The organism is Nostoc sp. NZL, assembly GCF_015714705.1.
Lineage (GTDB): Bacteria > Cyanobacteriota > Cyanobacteriia > Cyanobacteriales > Nostocaceae > Nostoc > Nostoc foliaceum_A.
In genome coordinates, this window is sequence record NZ_WBKL01000103.1 from 1 (window position 1) to 21,640 (window position 21,640).

18 protein-coding genes and 2 pseudogenes are annotated in these 21,640 nt (G+C 42.5%); 12 read left to right on the forward strand and 8 right to left on the reverse strand.

The features are described from left to right. Positions 1-448 (forward strand): annotated as a pseudogene (locus F8R90_RS14500) (photosystem II q(b) protein); the annotation flags it as partial. A gap of 94 nt (positions 449-542) precedes the next feature. Here F8R90_RS14500 and F8R90_RS14505 read toward each other — a convergent pair. Further along, on the reverse strand, positions 543-1,223 hold the full coding sequence (locus F8R90_RS14505; protein ID WP_196511318.1) for a RibD family protein: 681 nt from the start codon (positions 1,221-1,223) through the stop codon (positions 543-545). A 386-nt stretch (positions 1,224-1,609) separates the two neighbouring features. Between F8R90_RS14505 and F8R90_RS14510 the strand changes: the two genes are divergently transcribed. After that, complete coding sequence (locus tag F8R90_RS14510) at positions 1,610-1,750, forward strand: hypothetical protein (RefSeq protein ID WP_196511319.1); 141 nt, start codon at positions 1,610-1,612, stop codon at positions 1,748-1,750. Between the two features lie 308 nt (positions 1,751-2,058). On the opposite strand, the gene F8R90_RS14515 is transcribed toward F8R90_RS14510, so the two are convergent. Beyond that, a complete protein-coding gene (locus tag F8R90_RS14515; protein WP_190896205.1) occupies positions 2,059-2,940 on the reverse strand; it encodes a succinate--CoA ligase subunit alpha in 882 nt (293 codons plus the stop codon). A gap of 161 nt (positions 2,941-3,101) precedes the next feature. Next, entirely contained in the window at positions 3,102-4,328 is a 1,227-nt protein-coding gene (locus F8R90_RS14520; protein ID WP_196511341.1) for a succinate--CoA ligase subunit beta, read from the reverse strand. Positions 4,329-4,976: 648 nt separating this feature from the next. Between F8R90_RS14520 and F8R90_RS14525 the strand changes: the two genes are divergently transcribed. Continuing rightward, the gene (locus F8R90_RS14525) at positions 4,977-6,737 is read left to right on the forward strand and encodes a hypothetical protein (RefSeq protein ID WP_196511320.1); all 1,761 of its coding nucleotides are present in this window, start codon (positions 4,977-4,979) and stop codon (positions 6,735-6,737) included. Between the two features lie 82 nt (positions 6,738-6,819). Here the strand turns inward: F8R90_RS14525 and F8R90_RS14530 are convergent, their stop codons facing one another. Further along, entirely contained in the window at positions 6,820-7,596 is a 777-nt protein-coding gene (locus F8R90_RS14530; RefSeq protein ID WP_196511321.1) for an ABC transporter permease, read from the reverse strand. Between the two features lie 320 nt (positions 7,597-7,916). Between F8R90_RS14530 and F8R90_RS14535 the strand changes: the two genes are divergently transcribed. Then, the gene (locus tag F8R90_RS14535; RefSeq protein ID WP_196511322.1) at positions 7,917-9,065 is read left to right on the forward strand and encodes a DegT/DnrJ/EryC1/StrS family aminotransferase; all 1,149 of its coding nucleotides are present in this window, start codon (positions 7,917-7,919) and stop codon (positions 9,063-9,065) included. A 111-nt stretch (positions 9,066-9,176) separates the two neighbouring features. Here the strand turns inward: F8R90_RS14535 and F8R90_RS14540 are convergent, their stop codons facing one another. Together F8R90_RS14540 and F8R90_RS14545 are read right to left on the reverse strand one after the other, a co-directional pair. Beyond that, positions 9,177-9,920, reverse strand: coding sequence for a DUF561 domain-containing protein (locus F8R90_RS14540; protein ID WP_196511323.1), 744 nt, complete (start codon positions 9,918-9,920; stop codon positions 9,177-9,179). Positions 9,921-10,251: 331 nt separating this feature from the next. After that, on the reverse strand, positions 10,252-11,187 hold the full coding sequence (locus F8R90_RS14545) for a hypothetical protein (protein ID WP_230966322.1): 936 nt from the start codon (positions 11,185-11,187) through the stop codon (positions 10,252-10,254). Positions 11,188-11,446: 259 nt separating this feature from the next. Here F8R90_RS14545 and mnmA point away from each other — a divergent pair, with 259 nt between their 5' ends. From mnmA to F8R90_RS14555, 3 genes and pseudogenes are all read left to right on the forward strand, one after another. Next, on the forward strand, positions 11,447-12,502 hold the full coding sequence (gene mnmA, locus F8R90_RS14550; RefSeq protein WP_196511343.1) for a tRNA 2-thiouridine(34) synthase MnmA: 1,056 nt from the start codon (positions 11,447-11,449) through the stop codon (positions 12,500-12,502). Between the two features lie 249 nt (positions 12,503-12,751). Further along, positions 12,752-12,894: pseudogene (locus tag F8R90_RS33855) on the forward strand (IS982 family transposase); the annotation flags it as partial. 463 nt (positions 12,895-13,357) lie between these two features. Next, positions 13,358-14,302, forward strand: a complete 945-nt coding sequence (locus F8R90_RS14555; RefSeq protein ID WP_196511324.1) for a hemopexin repeat-containing protein — start codon at positions 13,358-13,360, stop codon at positions 14,300-14,302. A 418-nt stretch (positions 14,303-14,720) separates the two neighbouring features. Here the strand turns inward: F8R90_RS14555 and F8R90_RS14560 are convergent, their stop codons facing one another. Both F8R90_RS14560 and F8R90_RS14565 read right to left on the reverse strand, forming a co-directional pair. Continuing rightward, positions 14,721-14,978: a type II toxin-antitoxin system ParD family antitoxin gene (locus F8R90_RS14560; protein ID WP_196511325.1), complete on the reverse strand. Its 258-nt coding sequence runs from the start codon at positions 14,976-14,978 to the stop codon at positions 14,721-14,723. A gap of 123 nt (positions 14,979-15,101) precedes the next feature. Beyond that, positions 15,102-15,296, reverse strand: coding sequence for a hypothetical protein (locus F8R90_RS14565; protein WP_196511326.1), 195 nt, complete (start codon positions 15,294-15,296; stop codon positions 15,102-15,104). 183 nt (positions 15,297-15,479) lie between these two features. On the opposite strand from F8R90_RS14565, the gene sat reads away from it, so the two are divergent. The 5 genes from sat (at position 15,480) to F8R90_RS14590 (ending at position 21,442) form a co-directional block, all read left to right on the forward strand. Next, complete coding sequence (sat, locus tag F8R90_RS14570; RefSeq protein WP_196511327.1) at positions 15,480-16,658, forward strand: sulfate adenylyltransferase; 1,179 nt, start codon at positions 15,480-15,482, stop codon at positions 16,656-16,658. 99 nt (positions 16,659-16,757) lie between these two features. Next, on the forward strand, positions 16,758-18,869 hold the full coding sequence (locus tag F8R90_RS14575) for a caspase family protein (RefSeq protein WP_196511328.1): 2,112 nt from the start codon (positions 16,758-16,760) through the stop codon (positions 18,867-18,869). Continuing rightward, positions 18,862-19,077, forward strand: a complete 216-nt coding sequence (locus F8R90_RS14580) for a hypothetical protein (protein ID WP_196511329.1) — start codon at positions 18,862-18,864, stop codon at positions 19,075-19,077. The genes F8R90_RS14575 and F8R90_RS14580 overlap by 8 nt, the downstream gene beginning before the upstream one ends. Before the next feature lie 303 nt (positions 19,078-19,380). Further along, on the forward strand, positions 19,381-20,223 hold the full coding sequence (locus tag F8R90_RS14585) for a DUF2382 domain-containing protein (RefSeq protein WP_196511330.1): 843 nt from the start codon (positions 19,381-19,383) through the stop codon (positions 20,221-20,223). Positions 20,224-20,548: 325 nt separating this feature from the next. Continuing rightward, on the forward strand, positions 20,549-21,442 hold the full coding sequence (locus tag F8R90_RS14590; RefSeq protein ID WP_196511331.1) for a DUF2382 domain-containing protein: 894 nt from the start codon (positions 20,549-20,551) through the stop codon (positions 21,440-21,442). The last annotated feature ends 198 nt before the right edge of the window (positions 21,443-21,640 follow it).

Sequence of the window (21,640 nt, forward strand, 5' to 3'; positions counted from 1 at the left end):
TGCAATGCACGGTTCACTAGTAACTTCCTCCTTAGTTCGTGAAACCACCGAAACCGAGTCACAAAACTACGGTTACAAATTCGGTCAAGAAGAAGAAACCTACAACATCGTTGCAGCCCACGGCTACTTCGGTCGTCTAATCTTCCAATACGCTTCCTTCAACAACAGCCGTTCACTGCACTTCTTCCTAGCAGCATGGCCTGTAATCGGTATCTGGTTCACCGCCTTGGGTGTAAGCACAATGGCGTTCAACTTGAACGGTTTCAACTTCAACCAATCAATCATTGATTCTCAAGGTCGCGTTATCAGCACTTGGGCTGATGTAATCAACCGGGCTAACCTGGGTATGGAAGTGATGCACGAGCGCAACGCTCACAACTTCCCCCTAGATTTGGCTGCTGGTGATGTTGCTCCTGTCGCTCTGACTGCTCCTGCTATCAACGGTTAATTCTGAAGTTTAGCTAAATCAAAAAGCGCTCTCCCTGATTGGGAGGGCGCTTTTTAGTATCAACGAGAATAGCGCTTAATTCTGGGAGCCTATTTTAATTGAGTGTGCGGTAGTGTAAAAACAACTCACTTCCAACCTGGCGAGTTTCGACGAGTTGGAGATTAGGCGCAGCATTGGGAAGAAAACCCTCTCCCTCGACTGGACTAGGGGCGTGCTTTCCTCCATAAATGACCGGCCAAATTGTCAACCACCAATCGTCAATTCGCCCTGCCTTTACTAGAGCCGCTGTTAAAGAGCCACCTCCCAAAGCAACGACCTTGTGAATACCTCGCTCTGCCATCAAGCTGTACGCCCGATCCCAGTCCAAGTCTGTATCTCCCAAATCAATTAATTCAGCCAGTTTTTGCAAGGTTGTTGCATCAGAATTGCGCTCCAAACCAGCCCGTGTCGTAAATATCCATCGCTCAATGTCCTGGCTTAAAAAAGGCAAGTCCAGCGATAGGTCAAGAGAACCTGAGACAACGCAGGTAATGGGCTGGGGAGACTGACCCCGAACCTCACGTGCTGCCAACAGTTCGGGATTGCGAATTGTAAAGGTTCCCCCCTCAGCCCGAATCGTTCCTGCTCCTACCAGGACTAAATCGGCAAGGGAGGCTTGATACTCTAAATGTGCTTGATCAGCTGCATCGGATTCACGAGGCGCTTGAGGATCTACGGCGCTAATTTTTCCATCGGCCGTCATGGCAAGAACCACAGTTGTTTGGATAGTTGACATGATTACGTTCTGACGGTTCTTTATAATTTTACCTTTTTGAATTCTTTGTCATGAATAGCAGCAATTCTCATTACGAGAATAGTTATCAGGTTAGCATTAAGCTGTTACGCATTTAATTTGTACATTTACCTAATGACTGATGACTGATTACTGTTAACCGTCAACAGTCAACAGTTAACGACCATCAAGAGTGTTTTAAGTAGGTAGACATAATTAAATATAGAATAAACTCCTAGTTTGTAGTGAGCGATAAATCGCTCAAAGCAAGGATTATCAGGACTAAAGTCCTTACTACAAACTTTAAATTTATTTATGCCTAGATACTTATCAATAGCTTGACTTAGCGAGAGCGAAAAATCCCAGGTTCAATCAGCAAGCGGAAACTTGTGAATAGAATTGAACCTACCGCCATCCAACTTACCGACATTAATAGTAACGCTGATGGCGCGGAATGTGTTGTTGGCGTTTCGAGTATTGGCGATCGCGTTTGGAAAAAAGATTGCAGGGTTATTAAAGATCAGTATTAAAATATTTAAATCACAACAAGTGCAATTAATCAAGAGATTAGATATTTATGAAATTGTAGGTCTATTACATTATGCCGTTCCTATAGGTTTAGTAACTTTTGATAATTGAGTTTATATGCTGATGATTAACTAATAAAAAGGTAAGGATAAGATTTAGGAAAATATAAGGATTCAGGTCTTATTGACGCAAAATAGGTTTATTGCAAATGTCAGACCAAAGCGGTATGAGCGCAATTCTACTACTGCCAAGGCTGTTGCAAATGAATTGAGAAGCCCACACTTACCGCGTAGAGAAAGTGTGTGGTAGTTCACTTAATTTCCTTTCTCAATAATTCTGGAATCTGAGAAGGACGTTCAGCTACTGGAACTTGCGCTTCTTTGAAAGCAGCTAATTTACTTTGGGCTGTGCCAAAGTTGGGATCGCGTCCGATAACCGTTGCTAAAGTCCCAGTTTGACGCCAACTTTTTCCTGGTGGTGCTTGTCTACCTGCAATGTAGGCAATTACTGGTTTATCAATTGCCTCAGCAATGTATCGGGCTGCTGCTTCTTCACTACCGCCACCAGGTTGACCGACTAAAACGATCGCCTCTGTAGTTTCATCCTCATCAAGAATTTGCAGCCATTGGAGAAATGAGGAACCAACGATCGCATCACTACCAATACTGACACTAATCGACTGCCCTAAACCGGCTTTTGTTAATTCGTAAGCAACTTCGTAGGTGAGCGTACTACTACGACTAACGATCCCTACTGCCCCAGGAGTATAAAACTCGCTAGGTTGAGTACCTAAAAGAATTTTTCCCGGCACAATGATCCCAGGACTGTTGGGCCCGATTACCAAAGTTTCACAGGCCTCGGCTTTGCGGAGTAATTGCACCATATCCAAAGGTGGCACGCCGGCGGTGATAATAATAATTTGAGCAATATGGGATGCGATCGCTTCTAATGCCGCATCTAGAACGTCGTAAGGATCTACACAGATAATTGTTGTATCAATTACCCCAAGTTGTTCTATTACCTCTTCTACTAAGTCAAATACTGGCAGTCCATGCAGTTCCTGTCCGCCACATCCAGGATTGACACCAGCTACCAAATTTGTGCCATAAGCTTTCATTTGAGCAACATGAGTGCCTGATATAAATTCACAAAAGCCTTGAATTAAGACTTTACTTTCTGGCGTTAGGTTCATAAAAAATTACCGTAAATTTGACAACCCAGTGAGTTAAGCCGCTAGGCAAGGGAGGTAAGGAGTAGGGGAATAAGAATACCCAATACCCAATGCCCAACGATATGTTTACGCGGTAAAAATTAATAATTTTTGATTTTTGAATTGGAACAAAATGACAATCACTACTTTTTATTAGCCATTGGTTTAGCAAGACGAACTGCTGCCGCCACTGCCTCATCTAAATTTTCTACCACTAGGAGCGCATCGCTGTGAGTTTTTAGTGTTGCTAAATATGTTCTAACAGCACTAAATTCAGAACCAGCAAGACGAACAACCAAGGGTTTAAAATTCCGCTCTCGCCGAATTTTACTACCATTAGAATTTACAACCTGTGATTTAATTTCGCTGTTGTCTTGCAGCACAACTTTAGCTATAACTTCTGCTACTTCCTCCGTTTGAGGAATGCTACCTAGAAAATTAATTAGTATTACTTGAATGCTTTTGTCAGCCTCCAGTATTTTCAGACCTGTCTCTAGGCGATCGCGGAAGGTAGTTGGTGTAGTATCTGTAAGGAAAGCATGACGTAGATTCAAACAAACACCTGGATTGCCACCAGCATTAGCGACTAAATCTAAAGTTGCCATCACTGAACCAGTACCATTACCTAAAATACCAATCTTCCCGTGCATTTTCACGCCATCCCAGTCGCCCAATATACCATTTATTCCAGTACTGGTATTACGGCTGATAATTTTTGCTGCCATCTCGGCGAGGTCTGGATGACGCTTGATCGACCGTTCATTGACCCTGACTTTACCATTAAGAGCCATAACTTGACCATTAGCACTAACTGCCAAGGGATTTATTTCGACTAAATCCAGGTCTTTTTGCACAAATAACTGGTACATCTTCTGGACAACGCTGCTTACCGACTGCATCAGCGTCCCCTGCAAACCCATTTTCAAAGCCAGTCGTCGGGCATAAAATGGCGAGAATTCCTGTTCCACGACTACATGATGCATTCTTTCCCCAGCGGATTCCCAATCAATGTCTGCTTCTTTGCAACCTAAAAGTACTGGTCGGCAAACAGCAGTATCTAAAACCACCGCTAGATAAAATTCCTGGTTGGCGTCGTATTGGGATTCTGCCAGCACAACTTCCGGCAATTCGCCCCAGATTGGTAAACTAAAGATATTTTGAGCAGCTGCGATCGCATCAATTGTCGTTTCGGCAAACCTGACTCCACCTGCTTTTGCCCGTTCCGCTCCATGTACTTGAGATTTCAGTACAATTGGAAAGCGAATTTTTAAACGTTTCAAATCTGTGGGATGGTCAATTCGTTGGGAAGGCAATACAGGAATGCCTATCTTCCCAAACCATTCTTTAACTTGATACTCTAATAAATCCATTGATACACCTTGCATTCACACTTTCCAAGCCTTTGCTTAGTGCTGTCTTAATATTTTGCAGCACTTTTATTGCAGAATTAAGCTTTTGGCAGCTATAAAAATTTCTTTTTCACGGATCAATTTTATCGAATTAAGCAAATGAGGCACATTAATTTCGATAGCAAACCTGTTTGTGCCAGAGCCACAATACGTCATTAATCTCCTCAGTAAGTTTCTCAGCATAGAAGATAACTAGCTTTCTGTCAAAACCCTCTGACTTAGTATCCTTTCCTTAACCTTTGGATAAATTTGTCACAACTGCTCTGCCACTATAATTTTGCACAGCAGTATATACCGTGAATTTAATTGTCACGAAATAATGCAGTGAAAATACCCAAAATCTCTATTATTCCCATTTTTTATTTGTAATTTATATCTGAGCACAAATTATTTAATTTTGCATCTAGCACTGTGAAAATGTATCGACGCGAACAATAACTGCTTTTTTAATTTTTGGTGAAAAGCCAGAATTTGTGTTAGAAAGTTGGTCGTTCAAATTTTCAGGCTGTGGTTGGTTAAACTGTGCATTTGCATTCAACAAACCTAAAAAGTTCATTTCATCCCCTTAAAGATAATCAAAACAATATAGAAGTTCAGCGGGAAAGCTCTATGAAAGTAGCAGTCCAGCAGGAAGATTTACAGCTTTTAGCCAAAACTTTGCAGGAACAATTACTTGTAGAAGTCTCAACGGCTGAAGTCTTCGAGGTTAAGTGTGCCGTCAATAAAGACGGGCTAATGATTTTAACGCAACACGAATCAGATGTAATAGTTGACGCTCAGATAATCTTTGCAGTAATTGAGGAAGTACTTCAGTCTCTAGCACCCCACAGATACCAGCAAGTGCAATGTTTCCTCAGAATTTTTGGTGAACAACTCCCTTATGCCAAATGTTTCTTGGCTATGCAGATAGGGGAATGGGGAGATGGACAAGGGGACAAGGGGACAAGGGGACAAGGAGACAAGGGGGAAGAATTCGCCGCGTCTTCTTCAGCTCTGACATATTTTCCATCAATCGATGAGACAGAGGAAGAGGAAGCGTTTGATCCATTTGCAGATGCGCCGAATTTGTCAGCTTCAAAGCCAGCATTCCAAATCAAACCTATCTTACTGGGTGCAGTCTTGGTGGGAATTGTAGTCTTAGGCGGTGGTGCTTACTTCTTGACTCGCCCTTGTGTAATGTCTGAGTGTAAAGAAATACAAAACGCCGAGCAATTAAAAACAAAATCTCCACAACTGATGCGCCGTGCCAAGTCTGAAAAAGAATTAGTAGCTCTACAACAGCAATTTGCGGCAGCCAGCGCATCCTTGAACACAATTCCTAGTTGGTCACCCCATTCCCAGGTGGCAGAAGAACTAAAAGCAAGTTTGTCTGGACGGTCAGAAAAAATCAACCAAGTGGTCAAGGCTTTGCAAACGGCATCCTTGGCGACACAAAAAGTTCAAACTCCCGCATATAGCCTAGAGGAATTACAAGCTAGGCAACACTTATGGCGACAGGCTATAGCGCCACTAGAAACTATAAGCTCCGGTAGTGAACTCTATGGGCTAGTGCAAGGGAAATTATTAAATTATCGTGTCCGTTTGCACGCTGTAAATCAACAGATATTTACTGAGGAAAAATGGCTGAAAAAAATAACAGCAGCAAAAGCTGTGGCTAATGCAGCCGAGAATCGGCAAGCTACTGCTAAATCCTTGAATGACTGGCAAAAGGTGCAGTCTACTTGGCTGGTGGCCATTAATGCCTTGAATAGCATTCCCCGGACTAGTCCTGGATACCAAGAAGCCGAAAAGCTGTTGCTAGATTATAAACCTAAGTTAGTAGAGGCACGCGATCGCACGACTAAAGAACGATTAGCTGTTAAAAGCTACCAACAAGCCGTTAGCACTGCCAAGCAAGCCAAAGTATATGAGCAACAAAACCAATGGCAAGCAGCGGCGACATACTGGGATCAGGCTTTGCAAACTGCAAAACAGATTTCCCAGGATAGCTTGTACTACACTCAGGCTCAGTCTCTCATCGAACCCTATTCAGTAGCCCTCAAACAAGCACAAGAAAAACTACAAGTGGTTAGTAGTTTGCAACAAACCCGCACCGACCTAGATAAAACCTGTATTAATGGAATTCGGATTTGCACATTTAGTATAGACAACGCAGGAATTATTGTCCGGTTAACGCCTGAGTATGACCAAGTAAGACAAAATAACTTGGCTAATCCTTATTCTGAGAACTCGGAGACTGCTGTTGATGTTACCAATCACTTGCAAATTTTACGGGAAGCCTTAGCTGTAATTAGTGACAATGCTAACTTGTCCCTTTTCCTCTATGATTCCCAAAGTCAGGTAATTTATACACGGACTTTGGGTGGATAAGTAGACATATTTGACACCAATGCATAGCTGTGCACCCCTACAAGGGATTGATAAAATATTCTTGGATTGTAGATTAATCCCTTCACCTTACTAACTGCGCGGCAGAATTAAAAAATTGACGAGACAACCCTTTCACAACTAAAACTGTTGTCAACAAATTAGCAAAAGCAACCATAAATACAATCAAAATTTCGTAAGATACAGCATCTAGGGGTGGGACACCAGCTAATAACTGTCCTGTTGTAATTCCTGGTATTGCCACCATGCCGATGAGGATCATTTGATTGAGAGTCGGCATAAATCCGGCTCTGATGGCGTCTTTGCGGTACTGGCTAACTGCTTGCTCTGGAGTTGCGCCTAAGCTCAAATGGGTTTCTATTTCGAGATGGCTGGAATTAATGGTGCTGACAAGACGTTCGCCTGCGATCGCAGCTGCATTGGTAGCATTACCTAAGACTATCCCTGCTAGGGGAATTATATACTGGGGTTCGTACCATCTTTCTGGTTGAATGATCAAGAAGTTGGTGTAAAGCACTGTCAGGGCGGTACTAATTAAAATTGCACCCCACACCAAAGGCAACACATGAGGAATTTTTTGGCTGATGCGATTTCGTGCGACAATCGCCGTAATTGTCAGCATTATTGCTAATAGCGCCAAAACTGCCCAAGCATTGTCTAAAGCGAAGATGAAATCTAAAATGTATCCCAATACAAGAAGTTGTAAGATAGTTCTCCCACTAGCAAGGGCTAAGTTAAACTCTAATCCTAATTTTTCCCAAGCAGATAAACCAATGGCGATCGCCATCAATCCCACAGCAATAGCTAAATCTACGAAATCCAGCCTGATCAGATCCTGCATGGGTTCTCTATCTCCTGGTATTCTCTTTTCAAAGCAGCCCACACACCTGGAACTTTGATCCGATGTGTTGGATCTTGGTTGATATATATCACCTTCATCAATTCAAAATGGTACAACCTTAACATGGCAAACACTTAGTATGCCTACTATCTGTAAATGAAATGTGCGGTAGTTTACTGCGCCACAATTTAAGTAAAAACCCTAATAGATGCGTATCTTGGGCGATAGTCTTTTAGTAGCTCCTTTTTGATTAACAATTCAATCAGCAAGAATTGACTCTCGAAGTGCATCCTTTGTATCTCCCGATAAAATAAGAACTCATGATCCAAAGTGTAAATCCCATCCCTGTCTTTGATATTAAGCAGCAATACACCACCATCGAAGCAGAAGTAAGTGCAGCTGTCTTAGAAGTATTGGCTTCTGGTCGCTATATCGGCGGTCCCCTAGTCGAAGGCTTTGAGCAACAGTTTGCTGCTTATAATACTGTTACTCAATGTGTGGCTTGTAATTCTGGTACTGATGCGCTCTACTTAGCATTACGAGTCTTGGAAATTGGTGCAGGCGATGAAGTGATTACAACGCCTTTCACCTTTATTGCTACATCTGAAGTGATTAGCGCCGTTGGTGCAAAGCCTGTTTTCGTTGACATTGACGCTACTACGTTTAATCTCGATGTGGAACAAGTAGCGGCGGCGATTACACCCAAAACCAAAGCGATTATCCCGGTTCACCTATTTGGACAACCTGTGGATATGACATCATTGATGGCGATCGCTCAGTCTCACAATTTGTCAATAATTGAAGATTGCGCTCAGTCTACAGGGGCAATGTGGGCTAATGAAAAAGTAGGAAGCATTGGACATATTGGTTGCTTTAGTTTCTACCCTACCAAAAATCTTGGTGGTTGTGGCGATGGCGGAGCAATAACGACTAATGACCCAGCGATCGCCACTAAACTGCGAATATTACGGGATCATGGTAGTAAAGTTCGATATTTACACGAGGAAGTCGGTGTTAATAGCCGCTTGGATGCTCTCCAAGCAGCCATCTTGCAGATTAAGCTGCGTTATTTAGATATTTGGAATGATCGCCGACGAGATATCGCTAACTATTACTATCAGTTCCTTAGTCAAGTTCCAGGGATAGTGCCGCCTCAAGAATTACCTGAGGGTGTTGGGGTATGGAATCAATACACTATTCGCATATCAGGTGAAGGGCGAAATGGTTCTAGCGCCAAATATCGAGATTGGGTGCGTAATCAATTGCAAGAGCAGGGTGTGAGTTCAATGATTTACTACCCCTACCCTTTACATTTGCAACCAGTTTATCAAAGTCTGGGCTATCAAATTGGGGACTTACCAATAGCAGAACAAGCTTGCCATGAAGTCATATCTTTGCCTATGTTCCCAGAATTGACACAACAGCAGCAAGACCAGGTAATTTATGCATTGAAAGAAGTTATGAGTTAATAGTTAGAAATTTGGAGTTAAGAGTTTGAAGTTTGGAGTTTTGAATGAATAAGTAAGTTTCTTCTACTCATCACTCATCACTCCTAACTCATCACTCCTAACTCATCACTCCTAACTCATTACTGCATTTGCAGTTGCTAAGGCTTCTACCAAGCCACGCACAGCGGCAATCATTGCTATTTCGCTATTGAGTTGGTTGATGGCGGAACCAACACCAACACCAGCAGCACCAGCAGCGATCGCTAATGGTGCGGTAACGTTAGAAATTCCTGAAGCACATAATACTGGTACTGACACCACACGAGAAATTTCAAAAGCTGCTGCCAAGGTAGGAGCAGCTTTTTCAATTAATCCTAGAGTTCCAGGGTGAACTGGGTTACTGCTAGTACCACCTTCGGTTTGGATAATATCCGCTCCAGCTTTCACCAGTTCTTCTGCTAGCTGTACCTGTTGATCTAGTTCTAGGATGTGGGGAACGGTAACAGATAGGGTAATTTCGGGTAAAAGAGCGCGGGTTTGCTTAGTCAGCGCTAGCACTTCCAGAGCCTCAAAGCGGCGACCTTGAGCATAGAAAGAATCAAAATTCCCGATTTCAATTAAATCAGCACCAGCTGCTACAGCTTGCACAAATTTTTCTGGCTCTACTGCTGAAACACAAATTGGTAAGTTTGTCAAACTTTTAGCTAGCCGGACTAAGGCTGGATCGGCGGCAATATCGACAAAAGTAGCACCACCAAATTCAGCAGCTTTAACGGTAGCGGCGACGCTAGCGGCGTCGAAGTTATTTAAGCCGCTGATCACTTTCAGAACACGGCGGTTATTAAATGCACGTTGGAGTGGAGAATGCATCGTCATAGTTTGGCTTTTGAAGCTACGAAAATTAGGTATATTCTACCGTTCCTCAGCTGATCGGGGACTAAATCACTATCGCACTTGCCAAATCTTGATAGTTTTATGGAGACAACAGACCTCTCTAGAGCATCGATTCAGTAATCAAAAACCTAACCCCCCAGCCCCCTTCCCTAGCAGGGAAGGGGGAGCCAAATTCGGCTCTCCGCATCGGAGAGGGGTTGGGGGAGAGGTTCTTCCAGGATTACTGAATTGGTGTTCTAGGAGCGATCGCAATACTGAATCTAGATAACATGAATTTACTGGGGATTTATCTTAGTTCCCACTCCTAACTTATTCACTTACCGTAGTAAACCCTAGCGTTACCGTATCCTATATTTCGCAGATATTTATTCCATTCCTCAGCTTGGAATCGATCAGAAAAAGGCCCTACTGCTACGTGTGGCCCGCGTGGTTGCGTCCTTTCGAGGACTCCGCCAGATCGTCCTAAATCTTGACTAAATCGGGCTAGATTCTGCCTAATTTGTGCTGCGATCGTAGGTAATTGTTCTGGAGTGGTGGGAATGGCGACATAATATCTAGAAACTGGTCTATTAGCATTTATATTAGTGCGATCGCCTACAAAGCTTCTATTGCCTGAATTTATTTCTTGTCCGTTAGCAAAGCTGATAATCCGGGCGCTATATATCCCTCGTGACTCTAACTCACTCACCCGTTGTTGAGCGTTAGATACTCTGTTAAAAACACCTGACTGAATTACATTTCGGCCTTGATACTGGCGAATGTAAGCACTGGGTTCAATCTGACGGATTGCTTGTAGCGTTTGGAAATCGCTACCATCTACATAAACTAAGTAGCGCTCAAAGTTCTGGTTATATTGACTAAACTGTTCAGGTTGAGAGGGCTGAAAGTTCGGCTCAAATTGATTATTTTGTACTGGTTGAGAGGGCTGAAAATTCTGCTCTAATTGATTGTTTTGTACTGGTTGGGAGGGCTGAAAATCCTGCTCTAATTGACTCTCCTCCACTGGTTGTAACTGCGGTGATGGCTGTTGACCAAAGGGAATTGGCGGTGGCGGTAAAGTTTCACCTGCTTGTTGAGCAAGTAGCACGTTGCTGTTGTGGATTTGTGCTTGTACTGGGGTAGAGTCTGGAATCAGCAGTAACCATCCTCCCACTAACAAGGAGAGAAGTCTGATAGTGGGCTTCCATCCCTCAGAACTTCGGCGCAGCATCTGAAATGGGATAAATTGACTTGGTATTTCTCTCGACATAGTAATTAGAAAGTAGTCAAAGTATTTCTAGGCAATTTCCATCAGGAACTAATTAGTTCACCGTTGTAGCAACTATATAGCGTTAACGTAAAATTAGCTCATGTGCGTGGCAAAAAATACATCTTTCAGAGGGAATGGGGAATAGGGAACAGGGAACAGGGGAAACCCACGGCTTAAAAACTGAAGTGCTTTGGTAGCAAGGCTTTGAAGAGTGTGTGCTACAATTGGACAACCACGCAGCTATCGTGTCGTGCTTTGTATGAAAAAAGTCGTCGTTGGTCTTTCTGGTGGCGTTGACAGTTCCACCGCCGCAGCTATCCTGCACCATCAGGGCTATGAAGTGATTGGTTTGACTCTTTGGCTAATGAAAGGCAAAGGTCAATGTTGCTCTGAAGGTATGATCGACGCGGCTGATCTCTGTGAACAATTGGGCGTTCCCCATGAGGTTGTAGATATTCGAGATGTCTTTCAGACGCATATTGTCGATTTCCTGGTGACTGGTTACAGTGCTGGAATCACGCCTTTGCCTTGCTCCCAGTGCAATAAAACAGTGAAGTTTGGGCCAATGGTGCAGTATGCCCATGAACAATTGGGATGCGATCGCATTGCCACTGGTCATTATGCCCGAATTAGCTATGACGAAGCAACTGGACGTTACCAGTTATTAAGGGCTGTTGACCGCAATAAAGACCAGTCATACTTCCTCTATGATTTGTCTCAAGATTTACTTGCAGCAACCATATTTCCTCTGGGCGAACTAGAAAAAACTGATACGCGCCGCATAGCGACCGAATATGGACTGAAAACTGCTGATAAGCCAGAAAGTCAAGACCTATGCTTAGTGGAAAGTAACGGTTCCATGCGGGCATTTTTGGATAAATATTTGGCTCCTAAAACAGGCGATATTGTCGATACCACAGGCAAAGTTTTGGGACAGCATGATGGTGTCCATCACTACACCATTGGTCAGCGCAAAGGTTTGGGGATTGCTGCTGCCGAACCGTTGTATGTGATTGAATTAGATGCGGAAAATAATAAAGTAGTAGTAGGCGATCGCACTAAGGTAACTCAGCCAGAATGCACAGTAAATCGGGTAAATTGGGTTTCCATTGCTGAACCATCTACCCCGATTCATGCCCAAGTGCAAATTCGCTATCGTTCAACGCCTACACCAGTGACGGTGATTCCGTTGGAAAACTCCCGTGTGCGTTTGGTGTTTGATGAACCCCAATTCAGCATCACTCCCGGACAAGCGGCGGTGTGGTACGACGGGGAGAAAGTGTTAGGTGGCGGAATTATTGAACAGTTTAGTTAAACACGACTCCGGTTTCGGTAGAAGTCAAAACTGCCCCCCCTGTGAACTTCAGATAGGCAAAAGCTGCCCTGAGTTTTGGAGGGGTATTTTTGTGTTTAAATTGGATAATAATGCCAGAAAAAGAGCTACTCCTCAAAACTCTGATTCAGTAGCAGAGTCGGATGACATTGAATTTTTTTAACTAGTTTAAGTTGTTGCTGCCACCGCTCTCTAACTTTAGTCTTATTTCCAATAACGTTATATATATCTACTCAACATTATATTGAAACCGTATTCAGTAGGATCGCGGGTATTTTCCCAAAATTTTTTCATGCTTGTACTTTCAATAGTTTTTACTGAAGGTTGAAGCATTTATTTTTTCATTTACCCTACAACAAGCATTTATTGAATAAGTTAAATGAGCAAGAATTGACCAAGATAAATATTGTTCAATTGTTAGGACACTCCATAGAACATCTGCTTCATATATATTTACAAAACTGTTTCTTATCTGTCTTATCTGTCCTTGTCTTTTGTGCCTTGAAGAGTGAATATATTTTTAATCGTTTTATAAATTGACGAGTATCGAAAGCTTAAATTAGCTGATAACGGTTGTGAAAAATCCTAAAGTCACACCCGTACTACGGGCTACAAAAGTTTTTTCCTCAATAAGGAAATGTTCGGTCTGCAAATTACATTCAACTTCAATGGAGAATTCAAATGGAAAATCAAAAAAGATATGTCAAGTTATCTGTGGGCCACGAGCTTTTAGGAGTTAAATACGAATACAAACACTTTTTAACATCGACCTGTACAGAATCGTACAGCAAGTATCTGTGCTTATCTACTGACGATGCTTATGTTGCCTCTTTTACGATGGAGATTTTCGATACGGATCGATGTTCCTTCAAGTTTTATGATGGCCCCTATAAAGACCGATGGATACACTACGACGGTGGCTATCTCTACGTTACATCCAAGTACGATTATTTAGCTGGTGATTTCAGTGATAACGGATCTACCGTGAAATTATGGACTAATCAAAATGGAACTAAATATTGGTTCAAAAAAGGGAACAAGTACAAAAATGATGCTTGCGACAATTTTTTCTATGTCGTGACAACGGCTAATGAGAGTGAAGCACTCACTTTTAATATTACAGACATTCCTTCTAGTCTCCTCGAACCCCGCGATCGCCCTATCCCAAATCCTTTCAAAAAAGCTTATTTTTTCAAAGGAGACCAGTATATCCAGTTTGACATTGCTAACGATCGAGCCGATGAGGGTTATCCAAAACCGATTAAAGGCAATTGGCCGGGATTAGATGCCTTCGCTGACGGGTTCGATGCTGCCGTCCATTGGGACAATGAGAAGATTTATGTGTTCAAAGGCTCTGAGTATATTAGCTACGATGCGCCTACCGCTCAAATTGATAGTGGTTATCCAAAACCGATTAAAGGCAATTGGGCTGGAATGGATGACTTCAATAAAGATATTGATGCTGCCGTCAATCTAGGTAAGGGCCAAGTTTATTTCTTCAAAGGCCATTATTATACTCGCTATGATATTGCTGCCGAGCGAGCCGACAGTACTAGCTATAACATTTCATCTTCAGATTATTTGCCTGGAGTTAGTTTTGGGTCTATTGATGCCGCCCTGAATCTAGGTAATGGTAAGGTTTATTTATTCAAAGGATCTGAGTTTATTCGCTACGATATTGCTGCCGACAAAGCCGATGAAGGTTATCCAAAACCGATTAAAGGCAATTGGACTGGACTAGATGCCTTCGCCGATGGAATTGATGGTGCGACTGCGTTTTAGCCAACGATTTTAGCCAGAAGCTCAAAATCTTCAAAAACATCGATTTTCGGCGTTCCTGAATCGGAGTATGAATTTACATTTTTCGAGATAACTAAACAACGATTCTTTACCCCCGCCTTCATATTTAAGGCGGGGGTAATTTATAAATCAAAAATATTATGTCCCATCTAGAGCTATCAGCAAATTATTTTTAAAAAGCGAAATTCTGATAAATGTTTACCGTTCTTTAATACTTTGAAAATCAAAGTAAACATTGGAACACAAGGGTTGGTTTTATATCATTAAGTAAATCTCGGATATGGTTATTGCTCGGAATTTGATATACCCCAAACGGGCTTTGAGCATTATTATGCCCTTTGCTGTGTGCTATTGAACGTTGATGGGTAAGAAAGGAAGGACTCTCTATCAAAAACTACTTTTATCCTTTATGCTTGGCGATTCTTTCCCGCACAGCTTGGCGTATATCTTCCCAATCGTCAGGAGTTATCTCAGTTGCATTCCCAGAATTTAAACCTTCTAAAAGCATCGTTTCCAAACGTTCAGCCGCTTGACGCTTTTGGTCTTGGCGCACTAACTCACGAAAATATTCACTGACGCTGCTGTAACCACCAGTTGCCACTTTCTCTTCTATATAAGTCCGCATCGCATCAGGGAGAGATATATTTATACTTTTCACTGGCACTACTTCCCTAATTTTTCCTTCATAATATTAGTTTATGGCAATTTATGCCATTTATTGCCATACAAGGATCAATTAGCAAAAGCGATACTGCGGCGGGCTACGCTTACTTACTATCTATCAAAAACTACTTCTCTCTAATGTTCCTTCAAACTCTCTCAAAGCTTGTACGGTTCCTACTTGCCAAGCTAGTTCAACTGTAGACTCAAATTCTTCCCAGCTGACATCTTGAATAGACACTGTACTACCAGGTGCTAGCCACATTTGGCTAACAGGTTTAACAACGGGAGATACAGCAGTTATAAGCAATTCCAAATAAAGGAACTATTCTGAAACTTGAGGCTGGATTAGCTTTAGCGTAACCTAATCAGATCGCTTAGAGGCTAGTTGCAAAAACTTTCCTCCATTCCCTAAACTCTTTTTTTTCTCAGTACCAGCATTTTGATAAGTTAGTACATAATCTGAAACAATAGCAGTAAAAGCAGAGAGGGGATTAAGTTGAGTCACAATCCAGATGCCATAGCCCCCCACGGTGGACAGTTGGTTAATCGTATCGCCACACCAGAACAAAGAGCAGAGTTTCTCTCAAAAGCTGACTTTTTGCCACGAGTGCAACTTGACGATCGCGCCGTTTCTGATGTAGAAATGATTGCGATCGGTGCTTTTAGTCCGCTGACGGGTTTTATGAACCAGGAAGACTACGATCGCACTGTTACAGAAATGCGACTAGCTAACGGTCTTGTGTGGTCAATTCCGATTACACTATCTGTCAGTGAAGAAGTAGCTTCCCCCTTGCAAGAAGGTGGCTTAATCCGTCTGGATAACTCCAGAGGCGAATTTATTGGGGTTTTGCAACTGACACAAAAATATCACTACGATAAAACCCGCGAAGCAAGAAATGTCTACCGCACTGATGATGTCAAACATCCAGGCGTGCAGGTACTCTATAACCAAGGTACTGTAAATCTGGCGGGTGATATTTGGCTGTTGCAACGCGAACCTCATCCCCAGTTTCCCACTTACCAAATTGATCCAGCCGCCTCACGGCAAATGTTTAGAGACAAGGGTTGGAAAACCATCGTTGGCTTTCAAACTCGCAACCCTATCCACCGCGCCCATGAATATATTCAAAAGTGCGCTTTAGAAACTGTGGATGGTCTATTCTTGCACCCATTAGTTGGGGCGACAAAAGAAGATGATATTGCCGCTGATGTGCGGATGCGCTGCTATGAAATTTTGCTGGAACACTACTACCCCTTAGACCGGGTAACTTTGGCAATCAATCCAGCCGCAATGCGCTATGCTGGGCCTCGTGAAGCCATATTCCATGCTTTAGTCCGCAAAAACTACGGCTGTACTCACTTTATCGTCGGACGAGATCATGCTGGCGTGGGTGACTATTACGGCACTTACGATGCTCAATACATCTTTGATGAATTTGCCCCAAGTGAATTGGGCATTGTACCGATGAAATTTGAACACGCTTTCTACTGCACGCGCACTAAGCAGATGGCAACATCTAAAACCAGTCCCAGCATGCCAGAAGAACGCATTCACCTATCAGGGACAAAAGTTCGAGAAATGCTGCGGCGCGGTGAGTTACCTCCCCCAGAATTTTCCCGTCCTGAGGTGGCGGCAGAGTTAGCGCGAGCAATGCGAATACAAGTGCCGGCTTAGGGCAAATTGTCAATAGATCAGCAGTATCGACTGTCACTTTACACTATAGAGTTCAGCCCTGTAAGCTGCTAACTGATAGCTAAGGGCTGATAGCTAATTATGGAACGGCGCACGTTTTTACAAAGAATTGGCTCAATACTCGCGGTATTGGGGGTAACTGAAGCTCAGTGGTTGACTTTGGGAAATCGCTATTACCAGGCTTTGGCACAACCCAGTCCACGCAAATTAGCATTACTAATAGGTATTAACCAATACCCGGAAATTGCCGCCCTCAGTGGTTCTCTGACGGATGTAGAACTCCAAAGAGAACTTTTGATTCATCGCTTTGGTTTCCAAGGGTCAGATATTTTAACCTTAACTGAGGAACAAGCTAGCAGGGAATTCATTGAGGCGGCTTTTTTGGATCACCTGGGTAAGCAAGCTAAACCGGGTGATGTGGTAGTCTTCCACTTTAGCGGCTATGGCAGCCGTGTCAAATTGGACACATCGCCAGATACAATGCACAATGCTCTGGTGCCAGCTAATGTGGCTCAAGATACACAAGATGAGCAAATAGTCAACTATATATTAGAAGAAACTCTACTGCTATTATTGCGATCGCTCCCCACAGACAGAGTAACAGCAGTATTGGATACTAGCTATTATGCTCCTAGCACAGTCTTAGGATTAAAAATTCGCGCCCTTCAGGAGTCAGTAGCCAAGCTAGCAGCAGAAGAACTCGACTTTCTCAAACAACTTCAAACTCAGAAATTACTTAGCACTCCAATTGTTTTAGCAGCTACCTCAGAACCGAAGCAGCCGGCAAGAGAAGGATTATTCTCTGGTTTTAGTGCCGGGTTATTTACCTACGCCTTGACACAGTATTTATGGGAATTCACCCCAGCCACCACAATTCAAGTCGCCCTCTCCCATGTGGAAAATTCTCTATCCAAATTGGGTAGTAAACAGCAATCAGCGTTATTAAGTAATAAGAAAAATCAAGATATACCGTCTCTACTGCCAGACAGTGTAAATGGTGCAGAAGGCGCGGTAACAGCTATTGAAGAAGACGGTAAAACAGTCCATCTGTGGTTAGCAGGATTACCTCCACAAGTGCTGCTATACTACGGAGTGAATTCTCGATTCACCCTCGCAACAACAGAGCAATTAGTATTGCGATCGCGCACTGGGTTAACAGCAAAAGCGCAAATTTCCAAAATTGAAGGTGCAAATCCCCTACAAGTTGGGCAACTCGTCCAAGAAGCAGTCCGGGTTTTACCCCGAAATATTAATTTAACAATAGCTTTGGATACTGGATTGGAAAGAATTGAGCGGGTAGACGCCACAAGTGCCTTTGCTGGATTTTCCCATGTGTCCACCACAGTAGCAGGAGAAAAACCCGCTGATTATTTATTTGCCAAACTACAGGAAATTCCCAGTCATTATGGTCTATTTTCTCTTGGTGGCGAGCTAATTCCCAATACCACCGGAGAAGTAGGAGAAGCAGTAAAATTAACAGTGCAAAGGTTAGCGCCAAAATTATCAACCCTGTTTGCAGCCAAGTTATGGCGGCTGACAGAAAATGAAGGTTCTTCCCGCTTACCTCTCAAGGCAACTTTAGAAATAATTAGTGGCATATCGCCTCGCGTCGTCATGCAGCGCGAAACAGTAAGAACTTTTAAAAAATCAGTACAGACGCGATTAATTGCGTCTCTCCCCACTCCGATTGTGCCTATCGGTAGTCGAATGCAATATCGAGTGGAAAACCAGAGCGATCGCCCAGTATATTTAATCTTGCTGGGATTAAACAATAATCAGACAGGAGTTGCTTTCTATTCTTGGGAAACCCCCCAAGAACCAAACACTGCCGACACTAAACCCCTCCTCAAAGAAGTCGTCATCGCCCCAGGTAAAACCCTCACCCTACCCCAAACTAATGCTGCTTCCCAATGGGTGATTTCAGGGCCAGCTTCTGAGTGCGAACAACAACTAATTTTTAGTACTGCCCCTTTTAGCGAAACTCTCGCCGCCTTGAGCACTGTCAAGTATTCCACAGCCGAACAGCGGCCGATTAGCCCATTGCTGAATCCCTTAGACGTTGCACAAGCCTTGCTACAAGACTTGCATAACGCCAGCGCCCTTAAAACGGAGATGAACGGCACAGCAACCGACTCATATATATTGGATGTGAATAATTGGGCAAGTATTAGCTTTAATTTTCAAGTTGTGTAAACAACGATATGATGAGGCGATCGTTTCTGATAATAGAGCCTTAAAACTTGAGCCTAAATTTTATTTATCTTGGTGTTATAAAGCCCGTTGTCATGCATTAAAAAATACTCATGATTTAGCTATTGAAAGTTTGACACAGGCAATTAAGTTCAGAGGTGACCAACATCAAGATTTGACACCAATTAGTAATGCCATGCCCCTACAATAAATGTATACGTATCAAGGGTTTTCGTGAATTGGTATGAACGCTCTACAAGTCCGCCTACGCTGACTAGTCTTCGAGATCATCTCCAGTCAAAAATTGTTTATACCAGCATAAGCTAGAGTTTTGTATAACTTTAGTTGTACTCCCATTGATGATCGGGACTGTTCAAATTGAGTCTTTATCTCATAAAGTATGAGCTATAAACCAGAAAAAATCTCAATTGAATTCAGTCGCCAGCAGGATGAGACTCAGCACAATATTTTTTACACTTATAAATAAACCTGATAAACAACTTGGGAACAGCGTATGCCTCTTCACAAACTTGAACATTTTGACCCAAACTATCGAGAAACTTTCGGCGGAGACGATGTTAAAGCATTGGATCTTTATACTGAGTCAGGAGAAAGAGTTGGCTCAGTGGCTGATGTTTTAGTTGATGACGATGGTCATTTTCGGTATTTAATTATTGATACAAGCGTAGATTTTTTTGGTAAGAAAATATTACTACCAATTGGTCTTTCCCGGATCGATTATCCTGCAAGACGCGTCTATGTTGATGGATTAAGCAGACAACAAGTAGAAAATTTAGTTGAGTACAAAGAAGACGCGATCGTTGATAATGATTACGAAGAAAAGGTACGGAGTGTATTTCGTTCTCCAACCAGCGGTGTGACTTTTGATCGCGATACATACAATTACCAGACAGAACCAGCTTTATACGGGTTGAATGAGCAATATCATCAAACTTTTAGACTCTATGAAGAACGATTAATTGCCAACAAACACCGCATCAAAACCGGAGAAGTATCGGTTGGTAAACACATTGAAACAGAAACTGCACGCGTTACCGTACCTATTCAAAAAGAACGAGTTCTGATTGAGCGAGTTGTGCCAACAGAAGCAGGAAAGGTTGTAAATCCTAATGAAATTAAGTTCCAAGAAGGGGAAGTAGCACGCATAGAAGTGTACGAAGAAACACCTGAGATACATAAAGAAGCGTTTGTGCGTGAAGAAGTCCGGGTAAAGAAAGTAGTAGAACGGGACACTGTGGAAGCACAAGACACCATTCGTCGAGAAGAGTTAGATGTTGATACTGCGGGTAATTTACATGTGCAGGAACATGGTACCACTACACATGAAACTGTTTAAGTCGCTAGTCAATAAGTTTGTTTGGTAGATTTATCTGAAATAATTATGCAGGCAAAGCTAATTTTTATCTCTGTCTGTGTTTTTGGATTCAAAAGGTTAGATTCCCGGTTCCTTAGAGAAACCGGGAATCTAATTTTTTTAAAAATTTACATCTTGATCAACAATCTATAAACGCAAATTTCCTTGGTTCTGCCATCAAAAAATATCTATAACTTTTGATTATTTAACTTATGAAATAATTCATTCGCCAGAAAGAGGCAAACAAGTAATTAAATGTCTAACTTAGTTATTAGGAGATGGGAAGAAAATTTTTGAGGAAAATATAATGGTACTCTACAAATTACAAGATTTTGAGCCTAACTATCGCGATACTTTTGAAGGTCACGACATTAATGGGCTTGGCGTTTATACACAAGGAACTGATGAGAAAATTGGCACTGTCAGCGATGTTTTAGTGGATGAGGAAGGTCATTTTCGCTATCTAGTCGTTGATTTAGGCTTCTGGATTTTTGGTAAAAAAGTGTTATTACCAATTGGTCGCGCTCGTATCGACTATAACGTTGATCGCGTCTACACAATTGGCTTGACTAGAGAGCAAGCAGAAGATTTACCTGAGTTCAATGAACGTCAAACCCTTGATTACGATTATGAAGAACGGGTGCGTGGAGTATATCGCCGACCCACAGACTATACCCGGCCTGTAGAAGCATCATTACCATTGGAAGCTACAGCACCAGTGGATGCAACCTATCAGCAGCCAGTTACGCCTACTTACAATCGTGATAGCTACAATTACGAACATGAGCCTTCTTTATACGGGTTACATGAGCAAGATCATCAAACTCTGAGATTGTACGAAGAACGGCTGATTGCCAGTAAACGCCGTCAAAAAACTGGAGAAGTGACGATTGGCAAGCACGTTGAGACTGATACTGCACGGGTTGCAGTCCCAGTAGAAAGAGAACGAGTTGTGATTGAGCGTGTAACTCCAGTAGATGCAGGTACTGCCGTTTCTGGGCGCGAAGCAGACTTCCGTGAAGGCGAAGTTGCTCGCGTAGAAATCCACGAAGAAACTCCTGAAGTTCGCAAAGAAGCATTTTTGCGCGAAGAAGTTAGAGTTAGAAAAGTGGTCGATCAAGACACAGTTGAAACTCAAGAAACCGTGCGTCGTGAAGAGTTAGATGTGAATTCTGGTAATCTTCCGATTGAAGAGCGCTAACTAACAGAGTCATTAGTTATCAACTAATGACTAATAATTAATTCGACACAGTACAGGTGAGGCTGTAGAATTGCTTTACCTGTGCTTGTAATAGCAATATCTGATAGCATTTTAGAATTTGGATTGCGAATATGAATTGGACAAATACATTTGCCACAAATATTTTCTAAATAGCATTCAGATGATCAATACATTATA